The 25,040-nt window shown below is 46.6% G+C and carries 20 protein-coding genes; 14 read left to right on the top strand and 6 right to left on the bottom strand.

What is annotated here, in order from left to right; genetic code table 11:
* Window positions 1–9: 9 nt before the first annotated feature.
* Complete coding sequence (locus CP943_RS22005; RefSeq protein WP_228119609.1) at window positions 10–381, bottom strand: MarR family winged helix-turn-helix transcriptional regulator; 372 nt, start codon at window positions 379–381, stop codon at window positions 10–12.
* Between the two features lie 206 nt (window positions 382–587).
* Between CP943_RS22005 and CP943_RS22000 the strand changes: the two genes are divergently transcribed.
* Window positions 588–1,760: an ROK family transcriptional regulator gene (locus CP943_RS22000; RefSeq protein ID WP_026580395.1), complete on the top strand. Its 1,173-nt coding sequence runs from the start codon at window positions 588–590 to the stop codon at window positions 1,758–1,760.
* 35 nt (window positions 1,761–1,795) lie between these two features.
* On the opposite strand, the gene galT is transcribed toward CP943_RS22000, so the two are convergent.
* From galT to CP943_RS21985, 3 genes are read right to left on the bottom strand one after another with little or no spacing between them, the layout of a single operon-like run.
* Entirely contained in the window at window positions 1,796–3,283 is a 1,488-nt protein-coding gene (gene galT, locus CP943_RS21995; protein WP_026580394.1) for a UDP-glucose--hexose-1-phosphate uridylyltransferase, read from the bottom strand.
* Window positions 3,280–4,281: a UDP-glucose 4-epimerase GalE gene (gene galE / locus CP943_RS21990; RefSeq protein ID WP_025810522.1), complete on the bottom strand. Its 1,002-nt coding sequence runs from the start codon at window positions 4,279–4,281 to the stop codon at window positions 3,280–3,282. The genes galT and galE overlap by 4 nt, the downstream gene beginning before the upstream one ends.
* Window positions 4,282–4,295: 14 nt before the next feature.
* Complete coding sequence (locus tag CP943_RS21985) at window positions 4,296–5,465, bottom strand: galactokinase (protein ID WP_026580393.1); 1,170 nt, start codon at window positions 5,463–5,465, stop codon at window positions 4,296–4,298.
* 241 nt (window positions 5,466–5,706) lie between these two features.
* Here CP943_RS21985 and CP943_RS21980 point away from each other — a divergent pair, with 241 nt between their 5' ends.
* The 6 genes from CP943_RS21980 (at window position 5,707) to CP943_RS21955 (ending at window position 13,760) form a co-directional block, all read left to right on the top strand.
* Entirely contained in the window at window positions 5,707–6,699 is a 993-nt protein-coding gene (locus tag CP943_RS21980; RefSeq protein ID WP_020453577.1) for a galactan degradation operon transcriptional regulator GanR, read from the top strand.
* Between the two features lie 143 nt (window positions 6,700–6,842).
* On the top strand, window positions 6,843–8,111 hold the full coding sequence (locus CP943_RS21975) for an arabinogalactan oligomer ABC transporter substrate-binding protein GanS (RefSeq protein ID WP_035400404.1): 1,269 nt from the start codon (window positions 6,843–6,845) through the stop codon (window positions 8,109–8,111).
* 81 nt (window positions 8,112–8,192) lie between these two features.
* A complete protein-coding gene (locus tag CP943_RS21970) occupies window positions 8,193–9,449 on the top strand; it encodes a galactooligosaccharide ABC transporter permease GanP (protein WP_025810524.1) in 1,257 nt (418 codons plus the stop codon).
* A 3-nt stretch (window positions 9,450–9,452) separates the two neighbouring features.
* The gene (locus tag CP943_RS21965) at window positions 9,453–10,292 is read left to right on the top strand and encodes a galactooligosaccharide ABC transporter permease GanQ (RefSeq protein WP_105981333.1); all 840 of its coding nucleotides are present in this window, start codon (window positions 9,453–9,455) and stop codon (window positions 10,290–10,292) included.
* Between the two features lie 35 nt (window positions 10,293–10,327).
* Window positions 10,328–12,382: a beta-galactosidase GanA gene (locus CP943_RS21960; protein WP_105981332.1), complete on the top strand. Its 2,055-nt coding sequence runs from the start codon at window positions 10,328–10,330 to the stop codon at window positions 12,380–12,382.
* A gap of 103 nt (window positions 12,383–12,485) precedes the next feature.
* A complete protein-coding gene (locus tag CP943_RS21955) occupies window positions 12,486–13,760 on the top strand; it encodes an arabinogalactan endo-beta-1,4-galactanase (RefSeq protein ID WP_105981331.1) in 1,275 nt (424 codons plus the stop codon).
* A 162-nt stretch (window positions 13,761–13,922) separates the two neighbouring features.
* Here the strand turns inward: CP943_RS21955 and ald are convergent, their stop codons facing one another.
* A complete protein-coding gene (ald, locus tag CP943_RS21950; RefSeq protein ID WP_020453571.1) occupies window positions 13,923–15,053 on the bottom strand; it encodes an alanine dehydrogenase in 1,131 nt (376 codons plus the stop codon).
* A 313-nt stretch (window positions 15,054–15,366) separates the two neighbouring features.
* Here ald and CP943_RS21945 point away from each other — a divergent pair, with 313 nt between their 5' ends.
* Window positions 15,367–16,791, top strand: a complete 1,425-nt coding sequence (locus CP943_RS21945) for an alanine/glycine:cation symporter family protein (RefSeq protein WP_026580389.1) — start codon at window positions 15,367–15,369, stop codon at window positions 16,789–16,791.
* 162 nt (window positions 16,792–16,953) lie between these two features.
* A complete protein-coding gene (locus CP943_RS21940; RefSeq protein WP_026580388.1) occupies window positions 16,954–18,639 on the top strand; it encodes a methyl-accepting chemotaxis protein in 1,686 nt (561 codons plus the stop codon).
* 28 nt (window positions 18,640–18,667) lie between these two features.
* Here CP943_RS21940 and CP943_RS21935 read toward each other — a convergent pair whose 3' ends face one another.
* A complete protein-coding gene (locus CP943_RS21935; RefSeq protein ID WP_026580387.1) occupies window positions 18,668–19,054 on the bottom strand; it encodes a YxeA family protein in 387 nt (128 codons plus the stop codon).
* Between the two features lie 181 nt (window positions 19,055–19,235).
* On the opposite strand from CP943_RS21935, the gene CP943_RS21930 reads away from it, so the two are divergent.
* The 5 genes from CP943_RS21930 to CP943_RS21910 all read left to right on the top strand — a co-directional run bounded on the left by CP943_RS21930 (window position 19,236) and on the right by CP943_RS21910 (window position 24,899).
* On the top strand, window positions 19,236–19,943 hold the full coding sequence (locus CP943_RS21930) for a response regulator transcription factor (RefSeq protein ID WP_020453567.1): 708 nt from the start codon (window positions 19,236–19,238) through the stop codon (window positions 19,941–19,943).
* On the top strand, window positions 19,940–20,947 hold the full coding sequence (locus CP943_RS21925) for a sensor histidine kinase (protein WP_020453566.1): 1,008 nt from the start codon (window positions 19,940–19,942) through the stop codon (window positions 20,945–20,947). Before CP943_RS21930 ends, CP943_RS21925 begins: the two co-directional genes overlap by 4 nt.
* A gap of 91 nt (window positions 20,948–21,038) precedes the next feature.
* Window positions 21,039–21,803, top strand: coding sequence for an ABC transporter ATP-binding protein (locus CP943_RS21920; protein ID WP_020453565.1), 765 nt, complete (start codon window positions 21,039–21,041; stop codon window positions 21,801–21,803).
* A complete protein-coding gene (locus tag CP943_RS21915; protein ID WP_020453564.1) occupies window positions 21,778–23,664 on the top strand; it encodes an FtsX-like permease family protein in 1,887 nt (628 codons plus the stop codon). Before CP943_RS21920 ends, CP943_RS21915 begins: the two co-directional genes overlap by 26 nt.
* A gap of 146 nt (window positions 23,665–23,810) precedes the next feature.
* Window positions 23,811–24,899, top strand: a complete 1,089-nt coding sequence (locus CP943_RS21910) for an acyltransferase family protein (protein WP_026580386.1) — start codon at window positions 23,811–23,813, stop codon at window positions 24,897–24,899.
* Window positions 24,900–25,040 lie beyond the last annotated feature (141 nt).

Raw genomic sequence — 25,040 nt, 5'->3', positions numbered from 1 at the left:
GTATGCCTCCTAGTTTTTATACTTTTTCCATACTTTTAAAAGCAAATCTTTAAATAATTTTTTTTCATTGTCAGTCAGAGGGGATAAAACCTCATATTCTGTCTGTACTAAAACCTGTTTGCATGATGACAGTACATCGCTGCCTTTTTCAGTAAGGATTAGGCTGTATGCCCTGCGATCACTTGCGTTTTTTGTCCTTTCCACAAAGCCTGAAGCTTCTAAATGGTCAACATGGCTCACCATTGTCGTACGGTCGATCTGCAGTTGTTCAGAAATCAGTTTTTGAGAAGAAAAAGGGTTTTCTTCAATAAATACAAGTACTCCGAATTGCCTGGCATTCAAGCTATACGGAGCGAGAACATCAGCAAATTGATCCTCCATTTGCTGAAGAACCTTTCCTAGCAAAAATCCGTAAAATTGACTTAACTGTTTCAAAAATCATCACCACCTAAAATAATCACCAAACAATATAGTCAGTATAACTGATTATATTTTTGAACGCAAGCCTTCTTGTTTTCGTTTGTTAATTTAATTAATTAACCGTGGTACAATAAAACCTACGATATGGTGTAAATGGAGGATTTCACATGCAACGCGGTACATTTCAATTAATGAAATCGGTGAACAAATCGATCATTCTTAATAAAATCAGAACTTCAGAGCCGATTTCGAGAGCCGAGATCGCCAAGGAAACAAAGATTACCCCTCCCACGGTCTCAAGCATTGTCAAAGAGTTGATCGAACAAGGGCTCGTGAAAGAAAGCACGCTCGGCCATTCGAGCGGCGGAAGGAAGCCGACAATGCTGCACATCAACACAGGTGCCTATTATGTCATTGGCATTGATGCCGGGCCTGAGACGGTGGAGTGCATCTTAACCGATTTAGCCGGAGGGATACTGCAGCGGACATCCAGCCTGCTGAAAAAACCGCTGACAAACGAGACGTTCATTGATGTTTTAAAAGAAAATGTTTATGCGATTTTGGGACGGGCCGATGTCAATCAGGAAAAGATCATCGGGATCGGCATCGCAATGCACGGGGTCGTCGATGCTGAAACGGGAATGTCACGCATCGCCCCGATTTTAAACCTAACCAATATTCCCATTAAAGATGTGCTGGAACAAGAATTCAACTTAACGGTCAGAGTTGAAAACGATGCCAGGGCGATGGCGCTTGGCGAATCGTGGTTCGGCGGCCGCGATGATGCAGGCAGTATGGCGGCCGTAAACGTCGGCCACGGTGTCGGTGCGGGGATTGTCATCAACGGAAAACTGTACCATGGAGCGGAAGGAATCGCAGGGGAACTGGGCCATATGATCATTGATATTAATGGAGAAAAGTGCGAGTGCGGCAACCGGGGCTGCCTGCAGACGATTGTGAGCGGTAAAGCGATTGCCAAGCGGGGAAACAAACGGTTAAAAGAAAGTCCGGATAGCCTGACAGCCAAAGATTTGTTTGAAATGGCCGAGAACGGCTGCCAAACGTGTATCGAACTCTTTCGGGAAACCGGTGTGATGATCGGAATCGGGCTGACCAACTTCATTCATCTTGTCAATCCGGGCAAAATCGTGCTGGGCGGCGGAGTGATGAAAGGCGGGAGGTTCATATTGCCGACGATACGAGAAACGATACAGCAGAAAGCCTTAACAGCCGAAGCGAGGCAGACAGAGGTAACGATAACGAAGCTCGGCGATGAAGCGACGCTTTACGGAGCCGTTTCATTGCTGTTGGCGGAGCTGTTTGATCCGGTGTTAAAATAAGCCTTTTTTTCGCCTGTTTTAACACCGGTGAAGCCTTACCCCTGACGATTGACCGTGTGGATGAAGCGCATGAAAGCTTCGCGGTTTTTGAATACCCCGGCATCCTCAAGGGCTTTAACAAATTTCCGGCCAAGTTCTTTTCGTACAATTGATTCAGCATGCTTCGGCCCGGACGGCTCTCCGTATTCGGTTTTGAGCTGTTCGGCCCATTCCCGGTGATGCGCTTCAACGGCATCTGACTGACCGAGCAGGAATTCTTGGACACCTGCCAGTTCGGTCTTTAAGCGGGGAGGAAGAACGGCCAGGCCCATCACTTCGATTAAGCCGATATTTTCTTTCTTAATATGGTGAACGTCAGCATGCGGGTGGAATATGCCGTATGGATGCTCGGCAGATGTCCGGTTGTTTCTGAGCACAAGGTCGATTTCAAAAACACCGCTCATGTTTCTTGCAATAGGCGTAATCGTGTTATGAGGCGTTTCATCAGTAAAAGCCGTAATATCCGCTTGTTGATCCGAGTAGTTTTTCCAAGTCTGAAAAATATGATCCGCCGCATCGACAAGGCTGTTGATCGCCGTTCCTTTCAAGCGGATGACAGACATCGGCCATTTTAAAACAGAGGCTTCGATGTCCGGATGCTGTTTGATTTGAAAGGAGAACGCGTCTTCTGCGCGCGTCATCGCAAACTCATATCGTCCGGCTTGATAATGGTCATGGCTTAAAATAGACCCGCCGACGATCGGCAAATCGGCATTCGATCCGATAAAATAATGCGGAAACAGCTCTGTAAAAACAAGCAGCCTGTGAAAGGCAAGCTTATCAATTTTCATCGGCCGATGCTGCTCAGAAAATAAAATGCTGTGCTCGTTATAGTAAGCATATGGAGAATATTGAAAATACCAGTTTTCTCCGGCGAGCGGGACTTTAATAATCCTGTGGTTCGCCCGGGCGGGATACCCGATTCGTCCTGCATACCCTTCGTTTTCTTTGCACAGCAGGCACGTCGGATAGCTGCGTGCTCGTTTTGCAGCGGCGCGCTCCCGTTTGATTTGCTCAGGGTCTTTTTCCGGCTTTGACAAATTGATCGTAATATCCATTGTGCCGTAAGGTGTATCTGCCTGATACGAAATATTTCTTTCAATTCGTTTTGTCTGGATATAGTTGCTGTTTTTGCTGAGCTGATAAAAATAGGCGGTCGCCTCCAGCGGCGATTGCTCGTATTTTTGCTGAAACACGGCATTGATGACAGAAGGTCTTGCAACAAAGCAATTCATCACATTTGCCGCCAGCATGTCTTTCGCGTCTGCGTCGTCGGTTATGACGCCGTGTTCAATTGCATAAGCGGCGAGTCTTTCCAAAAGGTCGGGGATGGAGTCGCCGGAAGCCGCAGGGGCTTCTTCGGGAAACGAGTCCAGACCCAGCAGGTTTATCACTTGGTTGCGTGCGTAGTTCACGTCATCCGGTTCGATTAACCCTGTTTCAAGCGCTTTTTGAATGAGTCCGGCTATGTCTTGTTCAATCATGTTGACACTTCCTTCCTGTACCCGTTTGGATGTGATGAATGCCACTTCCAGGCGTCTTCAATGATCTTTGCTACAGAAGTGCGCGAAGGCCTCCAGCCTAGGACCTGCTTTGCTTTGTCAGAGCCGGCAATCAGGATGCTCGGGTCGCCGGCTCTGCGCTTGCCGATCTCGGCGGGAATGTCTTTGCCGGTGACCTTTCTCGCCGCATCAATCATTTCTTTCACCGAAAATCCTTCGCTGCTGCCGAGGTTGAATATATCGCTTTTGCCGCCTTCTCTTAAATAGTCCAAAGCCGACAGATGAGCGTCAATCAGGTCTTCGACATGAACATAGTCGCGGATGCACGTGCCGTCGGGCGTATCATAGTCATCCCCAAAAATCGTAATATGCGGTCTTTGTCCGAGAGCGGTTTGCAGGATGATGGGGACCAGGTGTGTTTCCGGATGATGGTCTTCTCCGATCTCTCCCGTTTCCCTTGCTCCTGCGACATTAAAGTACCTGAGAGACACAAAGCTGACTCCATGGGCTTCTTCAGTCCGCTTCATGAGCTTCTCCATGATCAGTTTCGTTTCCCCGTAGGTGCTTGTCGGCCTCGTCGGCATGTCTTCTGTGATCGGCACCGATTCAGGCTCTCCGTAGACGGCCGCCGTCGAGGAGAATACGATTTTTTTCACATCGTGCTCAAGCATCGTCTGAAGCAAAACCTGTGTCCCGGATACATTGTTGTCGTAGTATTTAAGCGGATCTTTCATTGATTCGCCGACAAGTGAACTGGCGGCGAAGTGGATCACTTCTTCAATACGTTCCTTTTCGAAAACAGTGCGGAGGAAGTCGCGATCGCGCACATCCCCTTCATAAAAGACTGCCGCAGGATGTACGGCCTGTCTTTGGCCGGTCTCAAGGTTGTCAACGACAACGACGGTTTCGCCCCTGTCCAATAATTGATACACGGCGTGTGAACCGATATAGCCGGCACCGCCCAAAACCAACACACTCATATCCATTCCCCTTTCTATATTTCTTTGGCGCCGTCGCCTATCGCCGCAGTATAAAATGCGGCATCATAGCCAACCGTTTCGCGGTAGACGGCATTCACGCGTTCTTTAAAGCTGTCTGTCCGGTCTTTTTCTACAATCGCAATCGCACAGCCGCCGAACCCGGCGCCGGTCATGCGTGCACCCAGGACGCCGTCTTGTTCCCAAGCCGCCTGGACAATGGTATCAAGCTCCAGCCCTGTCACTTCATAATCATCCCTTAAAGACATATGAGATTCATTCATCAGCTTGCCGAACCCGGCGAGGTCGTCCCCGCGAAGTTTTTCCAGCGCTTTCAGCGTCCGGGCATTTTCGTACACCGCATGCTTGGCGCGTTTTCGATTAATTTCATCTCGGATGAGGTGCTGATGAGCTTCAAATGCTTCCGCCGTCATTTCGCCCAGGCTTGCAATCGGTAACTCCTGCTGCAGATCGCGGAGCGCCTCTTCGCATTGGGCACGCCTTTCATTATATTTAGATCCGGCCAGCGTCCGCTGTTTGTTTGTATTGATGATGATCACATCGTGTTCCTTCAATACGAAGGGAGCGTATGTGTAATGAAGTGTTTGGCAGTCTAACAAAATCGCGTGATCCTTTTTCCCCATGCCGATCGCAAATTGGTCCATAATGCCGCTGCCTACGCCGATGTATTCGTTTTCGACTTTTTGTCCGAGCTTAACCATGGAGATCGTGTCTGTCTGCAAACCATAAAGCCCTTTTAAAAGAACGCCTGTCGCAAGTTCAATCGATGCGGAAGAAGAGAGGCCCGCCCCGTGCGGAATATTTCCGTAATACAAAATATCGGCGCCGTGAACGATTTGGTGGCCTGCCGCTTTCATCAAAAGGAACATTCCTTTCGGATAGTTGGCCCAGCCGTCAGACCGGTCAAAGGCTAAATCGCTCAAGCTGCATTCAATTATGCCTTTGTCAGGGAAGTTCTTTGAATAGAAACGGATCATTTGATCATCTCGTTTCACGCCAAGGGCATAGGTGCCAAATGAAATCGAAGCGGGGAAAACATGCCCTCCATTATAATCCGTGTGTTCGCCGATTAAGTTGATTCTTCCCGGAGCAAAAAAGGTTCGCGGTGTCTGTTCTGTCTTAAAAATAGAGCGAAAGTCGTTTGATAAAGCGGCTGCAGTATTCATATATCCTCCCATTCGTTTGACGTGCAGACTTAATAAATTAATTTAATTAAGTTTAACCCCAGTTTACTACGGGTTTTCAATTGGTGCAATAAAAAGTGTTTTTTCAAATGAAACGTTTTCATGTAAAATCCTTATTGGCGGGGATAGGGCAATCAGCACTTGACTTTTACAAAAATCAACGTTAAATTAGTAAAATATTTTACTAAAAAATATGAAAGATGTTCATGGAGGTTTTGCAATCGTGGCGACGATAAAAGATGTTGCAGAAAAGGCGGGGTATTCCATCTCGACGGTTTCCCGCGTATTAAATAACGACGAAAGCCTGTCCGTACCCGATGAGACGCGGGAGAAAATATTTGAAGTGGCGGAAAGCCTGAACTACCGCAAAAAAACGATCAGAACACTGGTAAAAAACATCGCGTTTCTGTACTGGCTGACGGATAAAGAGGAACTCGAAGACGTGTATTTTAAAACGATGAGGCTGGAAATCGAGAAGCTCGCAAAGCAATTCAACGTTGAACTGACGACGTATAAAATTTCGGGGGGTATTGACGCCATCCCCGAAAACATTGAAGGATTCATTGCGGTCGGATCATTTTCAGATGATGAATTAACCCGGTTAAGGCAGATGACGCCTCACGGAGTATTTATCGATTCGACGCCGGATCCGAATCATTTTGATTCAGTCAGGCCGGACTTAAAGCAGATGACGAGGAAAACGGTGGACTTTCTTATCGAAAAAGGGCATGAAAAGATCGGCTTTATCGGAGGCACGTACCACAATCCCAATACCGATGAAGACGAAATGGATGTAAGGGAACGAACGTTTCGCGATTATATGAGGGAAAAAGGGCTCTTGGAGGAAGGCTTTATTTTTTGCCGCAGGGGATTTTCGGTGGAAAACGGCTACCATCTGATGGATAAAGCGGTTGAAACATTGGGCGAAAAGCTGCCGACGGCCTTCTTTACAGCGGCGGATCCGATCGCCGTAGGCTGCCTTCAGGCTTTAAATGAAAAAGGGGTCGCCATCCCGGGCAGGGTGAGCGTCATCAGCATCAACAACATCAGTGTGGCGAAATACGTATCTCCGCCGCTGACGACATTCCATATCGATATTAAAGAACTTTGCAAAAACGCCATTGAATTGCTTCTTGAACAAATACTTGAAAAGAGAAAAGCTGTAAAAACGCTATATATCGGTGCAGAACTGGTGGTCAGGAAAAGCACCAATTAAAAAAAGGCGCGGGCTGTTCATAAGCCGCGCCTTTTTCGTAAAATATTTTACTATAGTCAGTAAAATAATTGTTTACACTTTTTCTTAGACATGCTATATTGTTTTTGTGAAACGCTTTCAATCCAATAAAAGGAATGAGACAAATGATGAATATGAAAAAATATGTTGGAATCAGCAGTGTGATTGCTCTCAGTTTGTCTTTAACTGCCTGCGGACCTAAAGAGAGCAGCAATGAAGCATCAGGCTCGAAGCAAAAGGAACTCGTGGTCTGGGAAGATAAAGAAAAAAGCGAAGGCATTAAAGATGCCGTTGCCCAGTTTGAAAAAGAGCACGGCGTATCTGTCAAAGTCGTGGAAAAGCCTTACGCAAAGCAGATCGAAGATTTGCGGATGGATGGACCGGCAGGAACGGGGCCTGATGTGTTAACGATGCCTGGAGATCAAATCGGAACAGCGGTAACGGAAGGTTTGATCAAGGAATTAAAGGTGGACAAAGAGATCCAATCGATCTATACGGAACCGGCAATGAGATCCCAGGTGACAAACGGTAAGGTCTACGGCCTGCCGAAAGCGGTCGAAACGACGATGCTCTACTATAATAAAGATTTGATTTCTGAAAAAGAACTGCCGAAAACGCTGGATGAATGGTATGAGTATTCGAAAAAAACGGCTGACGGCAAAAAATTCGGCTTCCTGGCGCTGTTTGACCAGATTTATTATGCACAGAGCGTCATGGGAGGATACGGCGGCTACATTTTTAAGAGCCATGCAGACGGCACTTATGATCCGGCTGATCTCGGCTTGAATAACAAAGGTGCAGTTGAAGGAGCCGAGTACATTCAGAAGTTTTATCAAGAAGGGCTGTTCCCTGCCGGAATTATTGGGGAGCAAGGCATCAATGTGCTGGAATCGCTGTTTACGGAAGGAAAAGCAGCAGCGATCATTTCTGGTCCGTGGAATCTGGAACCGTTCAAAAAAGCGGGCATCGACTACGGGGTTGCCAAGCTGCCTAAGCTGTCCAACGGCAAACATATGAGTTCTTTTGTCGGCGTGAAGAGCTACAATGTAAGCGCTTATTCGAAGAATGCCGATCTAGCGGAAGAATTAGCCGTCTTTCTCGCCAATAAAGAAAACTCAAAGAAGAGATATGAGATCACAAAAGAAGTTCCCGCTGTCAAAGAACTGGCGGATGATCCTGCCGTCACAAAAAGCGAAGCGGCTCAAGCTGTTGCCGAGCAATCTCAGTACTCAGAGTTGACGCCGAATATTCCTGAGATGAATGAAGTATGGACGCCGGCGGATGCGGCTCTGCAAACGATCGCAACCGGAAAAGCGGAACCGAAAAAAGCGCTTGATCAAGCCGCGGAAACGATACAAGGACAGATCAAAGCGAAGCACAGCGGCAGCAAATAAGCCGCAGCATTGGTGTCAAACTTGTCTTAAGTTTGGCGCCATTTATGATCAGGACGTCCATATAAAGAGGTGAAAGAGAAGGTGCAGCATCGCAAAAAAGCTTTACTATTATCAATCATTCCCGGTTTGGGCCAATTCTACAATAAACAATGGATAAAGGGTCTGTTATTCCTTCTTTTAGGCGTCTCGTTCTTTGCGGTTTTTGGCGATTTGCTGAATATGGGGCTGTGGGGCCTGTTTACGCTTGGAACCGAAGTGCCGCGCGATAACTCGATTTTTCTATTGGCAGAAGGCATCATCGCCGTGATTGTCACCGGTTTTGGGCTGGCTGTCTATTACGCCAATTTGCGGGATGCCTACCAAAACGGAAAGCGGCGCGATGAACAAAAGGAGCTCAGTTCACTCAAGGAACAATATCATAATTTAATGGCTCAGGGATATCCGTATCTCATCAGCGGACCATCACTGTTCATTTTGATTTTCGCCGTTGTTTTTCCGATTTTGTTCAGCTTTGCATTAGCTTTTACAAATTATAACCTCTACCATTCTCCGCCTGCCCACCTTGTCGATTGGGTAGGGCTTAAAACGTTTTCTGAAATTTTCACCGTTGATATTTGGCGGTCGACCTTTTTGGATGTTTTAGCTTGGACCATTGTCTGGACGCTTGTCGCTTCCACGCTCCAAGTCGGGTTGGGAATTTTGTTGGCGGTTGTCGTCAATCAGAAGGAAGTCCGCTTCAAGAAATTTTTCCGGACGATTCTGGTTTTGCCTTGGGCCGTGCCCGGCTTTGTTACCATTCTTGTGTTTGCCGGCCTCTTTAATGACAGCTTCGGTGCATTCAATCATCAAATCCTCGCCGCATTCGGCATCGATCCGATTCCTTGGATGACGAATGCCAATTGGACGAAGCTGGCGCTTATCCTCATGCAGGGGTGGCTCGGTTTTCCTTATGTGTTTATTGTGACGACCGGTGTTCTGCAGTCGATTCCGGACGACCTGTATGAAGCGGCGACAATTGACGGCGCGTCCGCGTTTTCGAAATTCAGGCATATCACAATGCCGCTGATTTTAATCGCAATGGCGCCGATTATCATCACGCAATTCACTTTTAACTTTAATAACTTCAACATTATCTATCTATTCAATGGAGGCGGTCCGGCTGTTCCCGGGTCAACAGCGGGAGGAACCGACATTCTGGTGTCCTGGATTTACAAATTGACGATGCAGTCGAGCCAGTACTCTTTAGCCGCCGCATTGACGATCCTGCTGTCGGTCTTTGTCATCTCGATCGCGCTGTGGCAGTTCAGACGGACAAATTCTTTCAAAGAGGGGGCTTAACATATGAAGAAAAGAAGATTCTTTCGGCTCCTTCTGACCTATTCTCTGTTGGTTTTTATGACAGCCGTTATCATATATCCTCTGCTTTGGACGGTGGGAGCCAGCTTTAATCCCGGCAACAGTTTGGTCAGTACTTCTATCATTCCGGCAAATCCGACATTGGATCACTATAGAGAATTATTTGCAGGAAAAGAGAGCCTTCAATACGGGCAATGGTATATAAACTCGCTTAAAATCAGCATCTTTACGATGATCGGATCAATCATCAGTGTTTCTTTTACAGCTTATGCTTTTTCACGGTTTCGTTTTAAAGGTAGAAAAAACGCTTTAGTTTTATTCATGCTGCTGCAAATGATTCCTCAATTTTCGGCTTTGGTTGCGCTCTTCGTTTTAGCGCAGATGCTCGGAATGATGAACAGCCATTGGCTGCTGATTTTGCTGTACATCGGCGGGCTTATACCGATGAACACGTATTTGATGAAGGGGTATATGGATTCCATTCCCATCGATTTGGATGAGAGCGCTAAGATTGACGGCGCTAGCAATACAAGGATTTTTCTGCAGATTATTATGCCGCTATCCAAACCGATGATCGCGGTCGTCGCCATGAACGGATTCACCGGACCGCTCGGGGATTTCGTTTTGTCTTCGACCATATTGCGGACGACGGAGTCGTATACATTGCCGATCGGTTTATACAATTTAGTCAATGAAGTCATGGGAGCCAGCTATACGACGTTTGCCGCCGGCGCCATTTTGATCAGCATTCCGGTAGCCGTCATCTTTATCATGCTGCAAAAGAACTTTGTATCAGGGTTGACGGCAGGCGGAACGAAAGGATAGTCCGAGAAGAATATGGTCTAAAAAAGGAGAGTATTATGCCAAAAATTTATACGACACAAGCAAAATACATGCTTCACGGGGGAGACTACAATCCGGATCAATGGCTTGACCGTCCGGATATTCTTGCAGATGATATCAAGCTGATGAAGCTTGCCCATACGAATACATTTTCAGTGGGGATTTTTTCATGGAGCGCTCTTGAGCCGGAGGAAGGCGTCTATACGTTTGAATGGCTGGATGATATGTTTGAGAACATTCACCGGAACGGCGGACGGATTATAATGGCGACACCGAGCGGCGCCCGTCCTGCTTGGCTGTCGCAAAAATATCCGGAAGTGCTGCGCGTCAATGCGGAACGTGTCAAACAGCTGCATGGCGGAAGGCACAATCATTGCTTCACTTCATACGTATACCGTGAAAAAACGAGAAAGATCAACCGCTTGCTGGCTGAAAGGTACGGCAGCCATCCTGCCCTTTTGATGTGGCATGTCTCCAACGAATACGGAGGAGAATGCCATTGTCATCAATGCCAGCACGCTTTTAGAGACTGGCTGAAAAAGAAGTACAACAATGATCTTAAATCTTTGAATGATGCATGGTGGACGCCTTTTTGGAGCCATACCTTCAACGATTGGTCACAGATTGAATCGCCGTCTCCGATCGGTGAAAATGCGGTGCACGGCTTGAATTTGGACTGGCGCCGCTTCGTCACTGATCAGACGATCTCTTTCTTTCAAAATGAAATCGTTCCGTTGAAGGAAATCACGCCGAATATTCCGATTACGACCAACTTTATGGCTGACACGCATGATCTCATTCCATTTCAAGGGCTGGACTACAGCAAGTTTGCCAAGCATCTGGACGTGATCAGCTGGGACGCGTATCCCGCCTGGCACAATGATTGGGAAAGCACAGCTGATTTGGCCATGAAAGTCGGCTTTATCAATGATTTGTACCGCAGCCTGAAACAGCAGCCGTTTCTTTTAATGGAATCGACGCCAAGCGCTGTCAATTGGCACAATTTTAATAAAGCGAAACGGCCGGGGATGCATCTCTTGTCTTCTATGCAGATGATCGCCCACGGATCTGACAGCATTCTCTATTTTCAATGGCGGAAATCCCGCGGCTCATCGGAAAAATTTCACGGTGCGGTTGTCAGCCATGACAATTGTTCCGAGAACCGCGTATTTAAAGAAGTGGCAAAAATGGGGCAAACCCTTGATGAACTGTCTGAAGTCGTCGGAACGACAAGGCCCGCGAATGTCGCGATCCTCTATGATTGGGAAACCCATTGGGCGCTCGAAGATGCACAAGGATTCGGGATGAAAACCAAGCGGTATCCCCAAACCTTGCACGAGCACTACCGCGCGTTTTGGGAGCGTGATATTCCAGTCGACGTGATTACGAAGGAACAGGATTTTTCGCCGTACCGGCTGCTGATCGTTCCGATGCTTTACTTAGCAAGTGAAGAAACAATCGCGCGTTTAAAAGCCTTTGCTGCAAACGGGGGCACATTGGTGATGACGTATATTAGCGGAATCGTCAACGAATCTGACCTGACCTATTTAGGCGGATGGCCGCAAGATCTGCAAGAGATGTTTGGCATGGAACCTGTTGAAACCGATACGCTCTATCCGGGCGACAAAAATAGGGTCCGTTATCAAAACCGGTCCTATGAGCTGAAAGATTATGCGACCGTGCTGAAGCTGGATACGGCAGATCCCGTGGGATTCTATGAGGACGATTTTTATGCGGACACGCCGGCTGTTACAAGCCATTCATACAAACAGGGGAAGACGTACTATATCGGTGCGCGCTTAAGCAGTCAATTTCATCGGGATTTTTATGAAACATTGATCAAAGAGCTATCGATTCAACCGGCTTTTGATGTGAAACATCAGCCTGGCGTCTCCGTTCAAGTCAGACAGGATGAAGAAAATGATTATATTTTCATCATGAATTTCACAGAAAAACGCCAGCCCGTCGTGTTGGAGTCGGCCGTTAAAGATATGATGACCGGAGAAACGCTGACCGGCGAAATCACATTGGAAAAATATGAAGCCAGAATAGCGGTAAAAACAAAAAAATAAGCCCGGGGGACATCCGCTTTAATGTGGGTGTTTCTCTTAAAAAAATAATGAAAGCGTTTTCTGTTTGGCGTGTGTCAATCATGAAAGGGGAGAAGCGAGTTTCATGAAAAACGTGGTGGCTGTTTTTGTGGTGCTGATTTTTGTTTTGGGCGCACTTGGAACCGGCGGTCCGGCGGAAGCCGTCAGAGGTTCCAAGGCGGCAGAAAGCGGCCTTTTTGTCGAAAAGGTTTCAGGGCTTCACAAGGATTTTATAAAAGGGGTTGATGTTTCGAGTATCATCGCTTTGGAAGAGAGCGGCGTCGCCTTTTACAATGAATCCGGAAAGAAACAGGATATATTCAAAACGCTGAAGGAAGCAGGCGTCAATTATGTCCGGGTGCGCATCTGGAATGATCCCTATGATGCCAACGGCAATGGCTATGGAGGGGGCAATAATGATCTGAAAAAAGCGATTCAGATCGGAAAACGGGCCACTGCCAACGGAATGAAGCTGCTGGCGGATTTCCACTATTCCGATTTCTGGGCGGACCCGGCGAAACAGAAAGCGCCAAAAGCATGGGCAAACCTAAACTTTGAAGATAAAAAAACGACGCTTTACCGATATACAAAACAAAGCCTTGAAGCGATGAAAGCAGCGGGCATCAACGTCGGCATGGTGCAGGTCGGAAACGAAACAAACGGGGGTCTTGCCGGTGAAACGGACTGGGCGAAGATAAGCCAATTATTCAATGCGGGGAGCCGAGCGGTCCGGGAGACGGATTCGAATATTTTAGTCGCCTTGCATTTTACCAATCCGGAGACGTCAGGCAGGTACGCTTGGATTGCCGAGACGCTTCACCGGCACCATGTCGACTATGATGTATTTGCAAGCTCGTATTATCCATTTTGGCATGGCACACTGAAGAATCTAACATCCGTCCTGACATCCGTCGCGGATACGTACGGCAAAAAGGTCATGGTAGCCGAGACATCTTATACGTATACGGCTGAAGACGGAGACGGACACGAAAATACAGCCCCTAAAAACGGTCAAACGCTCAATTACCCGGTCACCGTTCAAGGACAGGCGAACGCGGTCCGTGATGTGATTCAAGCGGTCAGCGATGTAGGAGAAGCCGGAATCGGCGTTTTCTATTGGGAACCGGCATGGATTCCAGTAGGACCGGCACGCCAGCTTGAGAAAAATAAAGCGCTTTGGGAGACATACGGATCAGGCTGGGCCACAAGCTATGCCGCTGAATACGACCCGGAAGACGCAGGAAAGTGGTTTGGCGGCAGCGCCGTAGACAATCAGGCATTGTTTGATTTTAAAGGACGTCCATTGCCGTCTCTGAATGTATTTAAGTATGTTGATACGGGAACACCATTCAAAAATTGACTTGCAGCCGATTTCTTGGATGAAGGCGAACGCCGTTTGCCGGAAAGCGGTTTAAAGCAGAATGAAAAAAGGCCGGATGATATCCGGCTTTTTTTCGTGAAAGGACAGTCAGAAAGCGTAATTAAAATGTTTTCATTCAATTGACAGAAAGATAGGGTCCGCTTAACCAGCGGTTACCGTTTGAAATGCATCTTCTACAGATACGTATTCATATCCAAGGTCGCGCGCGACGGCCTTGTAGGTAATGCTTCCGTTTGCAACGTTGACGCCGAGAGCGAGCGCCTGATTTTCGGCGACTGCTTGTTCAACGCCTTTATTTGCGATTTGCAAAGCGTAAGGCATAGTGACGTTTGTTAAGCCGATCGTTGAAGTACGGGGAACGGCTCCCGGCATATTGGCGACTGCATAATGGACAACGCCGTGCTTCGTATAAGTCGGATCGTCATGCGTAGTGATCTTATCAACCGTTTCAATAATGCCGCCCTGGTCAATCGCCACGTCTACAACAACTGAGCCTGGGGACATCGACTGAATCATCTCTTCTGTGACAAGTTTCGGCGCTTTTGCACCAGGGATTAAGACGGCGCCGATGACAAGGTCAGAGTCTTTTACGGCTTCCGCAATGTTGAGCGGGTTGGACATAAGCGTTTGAATGTCTTTGCCGAACTGGTCATCGAGCTGGCGGAGGCGCTCAGCGCTCAAATCGATCAAAGTGACGTCAGCGCCAAGTCCGACTGCGATTTTGGCAGCGTTCGTACCGACTACTCCGCCGCCGATGATCGTAACCTTGCCGCGTTTTACCCCGGGTACGCCTGATAACAGGATGCCTTTGCCGCCTTTTGATTTCTCAAGAAATTGCGCGCCGATCTGTGAAGCCATGCGTCCGGCGACTTCACTCATTGGAGTCAGGAGCGGAAGCGTCCGGTTCACTTCGACCGTTTCGTAGGCGATGGCTGTGACGCCGCTGTCCACAAGCGCTTTCGCAAGCTCAGGCTCTGCTGCTAAGTGCAGATACGTAAATAAAACAAGTCCTTTTCGGAAATAGCCGTATTCAGAGCTGATCGGCTCTTTCACCTTCATGACCATATCCGCTTTTGCCCATACATCCTTCGCTTCAACCAAAATGTCTGCCCCGGCTGCTTTGTAGTCAGCATCCTCAAAGCCGCTTCCAAGTCCGGCTCCCTGTTCGATTAAAACTTGATGACCGCTTTTTTTAAGCGCGACTACTCCGGCCGGCGTAATGGCTACACGGTTCTCATTGTTTTTAATTTCTTTCGGAATTCCAATGATCATGATGTCGTCCCCCTCAAATGAAATATGATTCTACCGCTAGTATAAATCTCTGAACCGGCAAGAGCATCGTGTGTAAAATTAAAAATGTAAGCGCTTTTTTGTGAAATTTAACAAATTGGTGAACGTTGAATGAAGTGAAAGGATTGATATGAGGAGTTATCTATTAAAATTTTTTTCTTTAAAAAATAGTTTTGTTAAAAAAACAAATGTAAGCGATTACATTTTGTGTCGTTTCACAAACATAACCATATTTCGTTGTGATAGAATATCTCTTGCAGCTATGAAAGCGTTATCTTTGTTGGGAGTGAGTCATATGGATATCTTAGAAATACTAGGCAAGATTAATAAGGTATTATGGGGGCCGCCCAGTTTAATTTTATTATTTGGGACAGGCTTATTTTTAACGTTTGTTTTAAAAGGACTGCAATTTCGCCGCCTGATCTATGCGTTTAAGATCGGATTTGGCAAGGAAGACAGCAAAGACGCAGCTGCCGAAGGGGATGTGAGCCATTTTAAAGCTTTAATGACAGCGCTTGCCGCCACGATCGGAAACGGAAATATCGCAGGTGTCGCGACGGCATTGACACTCGGCGGACCGGGTTCGATCTTCTGGATGTGGGTTGTCGGGCTGTTGGGCATGGCAACGAAATACGCGGAAGCCTTGCTTGCTGTTAAATTCCGCGTAAAAAATGAAAAAGGGGAATATTCAAGCGGGCCGATGTATTATATCGAACGCGGACTCGGACGCAGATTTAAAGGACTCGCCATCGCTTTTGCGCTGTTTGGAGCTTTTGCCGCTTTGGGGATAGGCAACAGCGTCCAATCCAATACGATTGCCGATATTACAAAGAACAGCTTCGGTATCGAAAACTGGGTGACAGGGCTGATTCTCGTCATTCTTGTCAGCGTCATCATCTTCGGCGGCATCCAGCGGATCAGCACGGTTGCCAGCTTCTTTGTGCCGATCATGGCTTTTCTTTATATGGGCGGGGCGATCTTGATTCTGATTTTGAATTATGACAAGATTATTCCGGCTTTTGAGCTGATTTTCTATTATGCTTTCCACCCTGTGGCAGCAGCCGGCGGTTTCCTTGGAATTGCCGTATCTGAAGCCGTTCGGAACGGGGTGTCCCGCGGCATTTTTTCAAACGAAGCAGGCCTTGGGACGGCTGCGCTAATCGCCGGAAATGCGCGTGCAGATCATCCGGTAAAACAGGCGCTCGTCGCAATGACCGGGACATTTATCGTTACGATCGTGGTGTGTACGATGACCGGTTTAACCCTTATTATTACCGGTTTCTGGGATCCGTCTGGCGGCTTGATATCCGGCGTGGCCCATAATGCCAGCCTTGAAGGCGGGGCATTGACGAGCGCGGCATTTGCCTCAGTACTCGGCGCGGCTGGCGAATATATTGTGTCGCTGTCGGTGATTTTCTTTGGGTTCTCTACAATTGTCGGCTGGTATGTTTACGGAGAAAAATGCTTCGAGTATTTGGCCGGTTCCAAAGGAATTGCGGGCTACAGGCTGGTCTACATCCTCGCCTGCGGCATCGGGACGGTCGCCAACCTCGTCACCGTCTGGGCATTTGCCGATATGGCGAATGCACTGATGATGATTCCAAACCTGATCGCCATCCTGCTGCTTTGGAAAGTTATCAAAGCAGAGACAAATGATTATTTTCATCACTTCTATGAACATACCAAATCGGCGGGTCCGCCAAGTAAACCAATTCATTAATCAATTAAAAGCTCTGCCTTCCAGGCAGAGCTTTTTCTTTGTTTACAATCATACAAGATCTCAAATTTTGACGAAAAATGTCGATACTATGAAATGAAGAAGATCTTTAATTTGAAAATTGCATTTTATCATTGATGACATAAAGGAGAAAGGATCACCATCATGAAAGTAAAAACAAAACTGCTGGGAATTATATCAATTTTAGTCGTTTCCATTATTGGAATCGGAGGTTCCTCTGTTTTTATGATTTCTTCTACGGTGAAAAAGAATGAAGAACTTAAGGACAAGATGGAATTTCAAAAAGAGATTAAGCATATTCAATATCGTCTGACCGGTTTGTCGAATGACGAAAGAGGCCTTATTATGACCGGAGATAATGAATACAGTGAAGGAATGAAGGACAAGGCCGACGATGTTTTAAAGAGTCTTGACCGCGCAGGAAAACTGATCCGGGAAGACACATACAAAGCGAACGTCGAAGAAATTAAAGAAAATTTTAAGGCTTATTGGGGTTTAAATCAACAAGTTATACAGTCTTACGCTTCAAGCTCTAAAAAAGCTGAATCGATTCATTTCGGAGAGGAAAGAACATTAAGAAAAGAAGTCCTCGATCCGTCTGTCAACCAGCTGGTCGAAAGCCTGGAACAAGAGGTTGAAGATCTGAAAGCAGAGATCAGCGCCAACGGGACGATGAGCGAATGGGTCATCATCACTGTCACAGCAGTATCAGCCATAGTTGGAATTGTCTTGAGTCTGCTGCTCTTGAAGTCTATTCTGGTACCGTTGAGAAGCCTGAATCAGCAGCTTGGGGACATCGCCCACGGTGAGGCGGACTTAACCAAGAAAGTGATCGTCAAAAATAAAGACGAGTTCGGCCAGCTTGCAAATTCTTTCAATGCTTTTGTTCAGTCGCTGACGCAAATTGTGAAGCAGATCAGCAGTTCGTCTGAGCAAGTCGCCGCATCCTCTGAACAGTTGTCGGCAAGCGCGGAGGAATCGAAATCGACCTCCGAACTGATTTCGGAAGAGATGCAGGCGATTGCTGACAGCAATATGACGCAAAGCGAAATGACAGAAAAGAGCTCGGAATCGATTCATGAATTGCTGGACCGTTTATCATCCGTTGCCTCCAATACAGGCAGCATAGCGGATCTGTCGTCTTCGATGAGAGACAAAGCCGAAATCGGCTCCGAATCCGTTCATAAAATGCTCGAGCAAATGAACTTCATTGATAAATCCGTCGACTCAGCCGGCAGCGGCCTCGAGGCGCTCGTGTCCAGCACGGCGGAAATCAGCAACATTTCTTCGCTTATCACCGATATTTCGGAGCAGACGAATTTGCTGGCGCTAAACGCGGCAATTGAAGCAGCAAGAGCGGGAGAACAAGGAAAAGGGTTTGCCGTCGTGGCGGAAGAGGTCCGGAAATTGGCGGACGAAACGAATAAATCGGCGAACCATATTCAATCATTGGTCACAACGATCCAAAATGAATCGGTAGAAACGGTGAATAATATTAAAGTCGTTCAAGAAAATGTCAGCTCCGGAATCGCTCTGTCCCAGGAGACAACCGGCAATTTCAACGAAATTTTGAACTTGGTGGAACAGGTTGCTTCTCAAATCCAAGAAGTCGCAGCTTCTACTCAGCAACTGACATCAGGTGTCGAAATGGTTCAAAACACCATTCAAACATTAGCTTCCGGATCACAGGAAACGTCGGCTGGCACAAAAGCGGTTGCTTCCTCAACTCAGGAGCAGCTGGCTTCGATGGAAGAAATCTCTTATGCAGCAGAATCGCTGTCTCAATTGGCTGAAGAACTTCAAACCGTCATCAATCGATTTAAATATTAAGCAGAAAACCCCATCAGGCGATGGGGTTTTAATTGGTTTTCATGGCGGCTATAGCGCCCTCGGGGATTTCCTCTTCGTGTACTTCAGTCAAGCTTCCGGCTTTCGTTCCGTACGCCCATACTTTGATGAAAGCGCCGGGACGCAGTTTTTCGTCCGCCTCTGCTTCAATCTGCTGTTTGTGTCCGCTCGCGTCATATCCGGTTAATGTGTAGTTGTACTTTCCGTTATTCAGCTTTTCTGCATGATCTTCGGCTTTGAGATAATAAGCCTCAGGCTTTCCCTGGCCTTGTATGAAATGATCGGCCAGCGGCACAAGGCCCCCTGTCGCTTTCTGCAGGATAAAAACGCCGGCAATAAAAACGCCGGCAACGGTGATCAGAACCGCGGCAATCAGGCCGCCTGCCCGTGTCTTCATATACCTTCTCCTCTTTCATTCAGTTTGTGAATGGTATTATTTTATAAAAAAGGCGCAAGGAGAAGAAATTGATTCATATTACAGTACAATTACATGATTGTAAGGTAGGACGAATCGCGGCGGCTTTTGTTTATCAGACAGCTTCGTGTCATAATATATCCAAACAAAAGGAGAGACCGAGATGCAAAAAGTGATGATTGTAGAAGACGACCCGAAGATTGCCGATCTGTTAAAATCGCATATTGTCAAATATGGATACAACGTTCATGTCGTGAAAGACTTTGACCGTGTCATCGATGAGTTCAGAAGCACGGCGCCTGATCTTGTTCTGCTTGATATTAATTTGCCGAGCTTTGACGGCTATTACTGGTGCCGGCAAATCCGCCAGGAATCGATTTGCCCTGTCTTGTTTATTTCGGCGCGGACGGGCGAAATGGATCAGGTCATGGCATTGGAAAACGGCGGGGATGACTTTATCACCAAGCCGTTTCACGCCGAAATCGTGATGGCAAAAATACGCAGCCAGCTTCGCAGAGCTTACGGGGAGTATGCAGCAAAAGCGGAGGAACGGCTTCTCGAAAAAGAAGGACTGCGGCTGTATCCGGAAAGACTTGAACTGACATTCGGCGGTCAAACGGCTGCTTTGACGAAAAAAGAAGCCGATATTATCGAAAGCTTAATGGAACGCCACCCGAGGATTTCCGGACGGGAAGATTTGCTGGCCAAACTGTGGGATGATCAGGCCTATGTGGATGAAAACACGCTTAATGTCAACATTACACGCGTCAGAAAAAAGTTTCAGGAGCTCGGAATTGAAGATGCGGTAGAAACAGTGCGGGGCGCAGGCTACCGCTTGAATATATCCTGGGTGAAGGCGGGAGAGGAATGAAGCTTTTTTTCAAAGAACACTATTTGTTGATTGCCGTGCAAGTGCTGCAGTTTATCACGATGCTGTCGGTGTACTGGCTTGATGGGTATCAGCACATCAGGCCGGCTTTTTATGCCGTTTTTCTCGGCTTTTTCTTTCTTGTCTGCTATCTTTTCTACCATTACTATACGCGCCGGAAGTTCTACAAACGGATGACGAGCGGGCTGGAATCATTAGATGACACCTTCAGGCAATCGAATCAGCCCCAATCCCCTCTTTCAGAAGCGCTTGAACAGCTGCTGAAAAGCCAGTACAGGCAATACCGTCAAGAATTAAAGAAGCTGGAGCTTGGACAAAAAGAGCATTTGACCTTCATGGATCAATGGGTGCACCAAATGAAGACGCCGCTGTCGGTCATCGAACTGACGGCTCAAAATTTGGATGAACCGGAATCATCAAGCATCCGCGAGGAGACCGAACGGATGAAAACGGGCCTCAATACGATTCTCTATATGGCCAGATTGCGGACGATCGAGCAGGATTTCCGGATAAAACCGGTCGCATTGGCGGATATCGTTCACGAGGTCAATCGTGAAAACAAGCGCTTCTATATTCGCAGTCAAGTTTATCCTAAGTTCAAGGAAGTCAAAAAAGGCATCACAGTCGAAACAGATGAAAAGTGGCTGTTTTTCATCATTTCCCAATTTGTCAACAATGCGGTCAAATACTCAGCGGGAAAAAGCAATACGGTTATTATTTCTATTGGTGAAAACGATTCGGAAGCGGTATTGGAAGTGACAGATTTCGGCGCCGGCATCCCGGATACAGATCAAAAGCGGGTATTCGACCCGTTTTTCACAGGAGAAAACGGACGCCGTTTCAGAGAATCAACCGGAATGGGTCTCTATTTGGCAAAAGCGGCGGCTGACCAGCTTGGACACCGAATCGAACTTGACTCACAAGAAGGGCAAGGCACGACAATCCGGCTGATTTTCACGGCTACACAAAACCTTACATCGATGTAATGAAAGTGAAAGAAGAATCGATAGTTCATCAACAAGAAATTTAGGTAAACTGATCACAGATCAAAAGTTAAAGGTGAAAGGGGATCTTGTGATGCTTCAGGTCAAACAAGCCAGTAAGATTTACGAAGGAAAAATTGCGTATCGCGCGTTAACGGATATTAACCTAACGATTGATAAAGGTGAATTCGTCGGCATCATGGGGCCGTCCGGAAGCGGAAAAACGACCCTATTAAATATGATTGCAACGATCGATGAACCGACGACGGGCGAAATATTGATCAGCGGCCAAAACCCGCATGTTCTCAAAAAAGAAAAATTGGCTAAATTTCGCCGCAGAGAGCTGGGATTTGTGTTTCAGGACTTTAATCTTCTGCCGACATTAACCGTTGAAGAAAATATCGTACTTCCTTTGACGCTTGACGGTGAAAAGGTCAGGGAAATGAAGCGGAGGGCAAACGATTTAGCTGAAAAGCTTGGAATTACCCACATTATGAAAAAGCGCACATATGAGATTTCGGGCGGTCAGGCCCAGCGCGCCGCTGTAGCGAGAGCGATGATTCATTCGCCGAAGCTTCTGCTTGCCGATGAGCCGACAGGCAACCTTGATTCAAAGTCATCCAAAGATGTGATGGAAATGCTTGAATCGATCAACCGCAACGAAAAAGCGACCATGATGCTTGTCACGCATGACCCTCAGGCGGCAAGCTATTGCAACCGGGTCGTCTTTATTAAGGATGGAAAGCTGTATTCGGAGATCAACCGCGGCGATAACCGCCAAGCGTTTTTCCAAAAGATTCTCGATACACTGTCTTTGTTGGGAGGGGATGCAAATGACCTTTCGTCAGTTCGCGTTTAACAACGTCATTCGCAACAAAAGGCTGTATGCCGCTTATTTTCTCAGCAGCATGTTTACAGTGATGGTTTTTTTCGCATTCGCGATCTTTGCTTTCCACCCGGTGATGACAAGTGATTCTTTGACCTCCGGCATCGGGCAGCATGTTTCCATTGGCCTGTTAGTCTCCAGCGGCATTATCTTTGTCTTTTCTTTCTTCTTTGTGCTGTACTCAATGAGTTCGTTTCTTCAATCGAGAAAAAAGGAATTCGGCGTTTTAATGATCCAAGGGATGTCTATGCGCCAAATTCGCATGATGGTATTTCTTGAAAATATGCTGATTGGGCTTTTTGCGACAATCGGCGGGATTGTGCTCGGACTTGTCTTCGCCAAATTGATACTGCTCACAGCGGAAAATGTGCTGATTATTGATAACAAGCTCGATTTTTATTTTCCGTTGATGGCGATCATTGTGACGTTTATTTCTTTTAACGGCCTGTTCTTATTTATTTCTTTTCTTGTGTCATTTGTGCTCAGGAGCGAGAAGCTGATTGTTCTGCTAAAAGGAAACAAAATCTCCAAAGGGGAGCCGAAAGCATCTGCCTTGCTTACAGTGGTTGCAGCTGTTCTGCTTACCGGAGGCTATTACACCGCTTTGATTGTCAAGAAAATAGGCGTTCTTGTGGCGATGGTTCCGGTGACGATTGTTGTCATTATCGGCACATATCTGCTGTTTACGCAGCTGAGTGTTTATGTGATCCGCAGGCTCAAAAAACGGGAAAGCCTGTTTTGGCGGAAAACGAATATGATTTTGTTTTCTGATCTGTCTTACCGGATGAAAGACAATGCGCGGACGTTTTTTATGGTGGCCATTATCTCTACTGTCGCGTTCAGTGCGATTGGGACGCTGTATGGTTTCCAAACTCTGCTGACAAACGGAATTAAAGATATGAACCCGCATACGTTCTCGTATAAACCGCCGAAAACAAACAAAGACACCGAACAAGACGTGGCTTTCATCAACGACACGCTAAAAGAACGAAATATCAAAACAGACAAAGCATCAGCCGTCCTTCAATATTTCGATGTCGATGGCCATGACATGCTGATTGTGAAAGAATCTGACTATAACAAGTTTGCCGATCTGGTCGGGGCCGACCACGTCAAGCTTGAAGAAGGGAAAGCCGCAGCTGCCGAGTATGATGTCAAGGTTGGCCTAGAGGGAGAAGACGACCAGCCGCTCCCTTCATCAATCCCTCTTGCAACCGGACAAAAGCTGCAGGCTGACAAAACGGTCCGTTCAAAAGCGTTATCTGAAAACAGTTATTATATTGTGACAGACAAAGATTTCGCACAGTTGAAAAAACCGAAAAGCGAAAACCGGTTCTATGCCTGGCAGGCAAAAGAATCTGACGGCATGGCTTTAGTGAAAGCCGGGGAGGTTCTGCAAAAGAAACTGGATCGGATTTATTTCGCGGCTGTAGATTATGAGGTATATGATATAAGCAAAGGGTATGGCCCGGTATTATTTGTTGGACTGTTTATCGGAATCGTCTTCTTCGTTTCAGCAGGAAGTTTTCTCTACTTCCGCTTGTACACTGATTTGGACGATGATAAGCAGAAATTCAAATCGATTGCCAAAATGGGCTTAACAGACCGGGAACTGCATAAAGTGCTGAACAGGCAGATCGGCATTCTGTTCTTCGCGCCTATCGCTGTTGCCCTTGTCCATGGAGCTGTGGCGCTGACCGCTTTATCGCATGCCTTTCAGTACAACCTCTTCAAGGAATCTGCAATGGTGCTCGGCGTGTTCTTCGCCATCCAGGTTATATATTACTTCATTGTCCGCTTCTACTATACAAAACAGATAAAAGCGGCGATTTAAAAAAGATTAGACTACGTGTCTAATCTTTTTTTATACTTGCAGCCGGAAAATTTGGGATAAACATACCTATGTATTTTGCCTCTTTCTTCATTTGGATGATTATGTTAATTTGATATTATTTCAAATTTGAAAGAGGAGTGATCGATTTGCAGGTAAAAGAAATATTTGTTATTCGCTTTATTTCCTGCTTAAGCGTTGTTTTGCTTCATGCGATATCGATGGTGCTCATGGTGCGGGCGGACATGCTTGGAGATACGGTTTTCCGGGTTGTTGAATCTTTCAGAACGCTCCTGATGTTCAGTACGCCTGCGTTTATTTTTATTTCCGAATTTTTGCTCGCGCATGCTTACCCTGGCGGCGTTCCGGAAGGGTTTTTAAAAAAGCGGTTTAAAACGATTTTCATCCCTTTTCTATTTATCGCTGTTTTGGATGCTTTTATGACCGCTGGTCTGATGATGCAGCAATTTCATGCATCGGTCATTTTAAAAAAACTGTTGGCGAATATTTTCCTGGGGAATTTCATCGGTTATTTCATCCTCGTCATCTTTCAATTTTACTTGTTGCACATGTGCTTCCATTCATTTTTGCAAAAGGCGTCGCCTAAATGGGTGCTTTCGATTTCTTTTGCGGTCACAGCGGCTTATTTGAGCTATTTCACGTTCATTCAACCTCCGGTTGTACAGGAAGAGGCGCCGTTTCCTTTTTCATGGGTGCCGTTTCCCGGCTGGCTCTTTTATTTTTGTTTGGCCTATTATTGCGGCAAAAATTACGAGCGCTTTTTGGCATTGCTGGAACGATACAGGCATGCGGTATATGCAGCGGCTGCTGTGACCGGATGTTTCATTGTAGCGGTTTCCTACTTCGGACAAGACATCGAAGTGACGTCAAAGCGTCCGGATATCCTGCTTTATTCAACAAGCATCATTTTCTTATGCTTTCACCTGTTTTCAAAACTGAAGTCGGTGCCGAAGCTGATCATGATGATCAGCAACTATTCTTTTTCTATTTATTTATTGCACGCTTTTATCCTGATTTTCGGATTGGTCATTTTAATGAGCTTTGAAAGCATCGGTACGGTTTCGGCTGTTTTGCTCTTGTTTTCGATCTCTACAGGCGTTGCGGTTTTCATATCTTGGGCCGTCAATAAATTGAAGTACGGCTATATGTTTGTCGGAAAAATTTACGTGCCGAAAAAGAGGAGAATCGAGCAAAAAGTGAGCCATCATGCCGGTTAACGACTTAGATTGATAGAGCGAAAAGCCAGAACGGCAGGTTGCACCGCCGGAGCTTTTCGCTTTTTTATATTCTCGCAAAAATGTTCCGGTTTTGACACATCTTCTTTTAAATGGAAGGTGGCTTATTGCCTATAATCATAT

The sequence above is a fragment of the Bacillus paralicheniformis genome (genome assembly GCF_002993925.1).
In the GTDB taxonomy this organism is placed as follows: Bacteria; Bacillota; Bacilli; order Bacillales; family Bacillaceae; genus Bacillus; species Bacillus paralicheniformis.
Note: the sequence above shows the minus strand (reverse complement) of the source record. Positions and strands in the feature narration are given on the sequence as shown.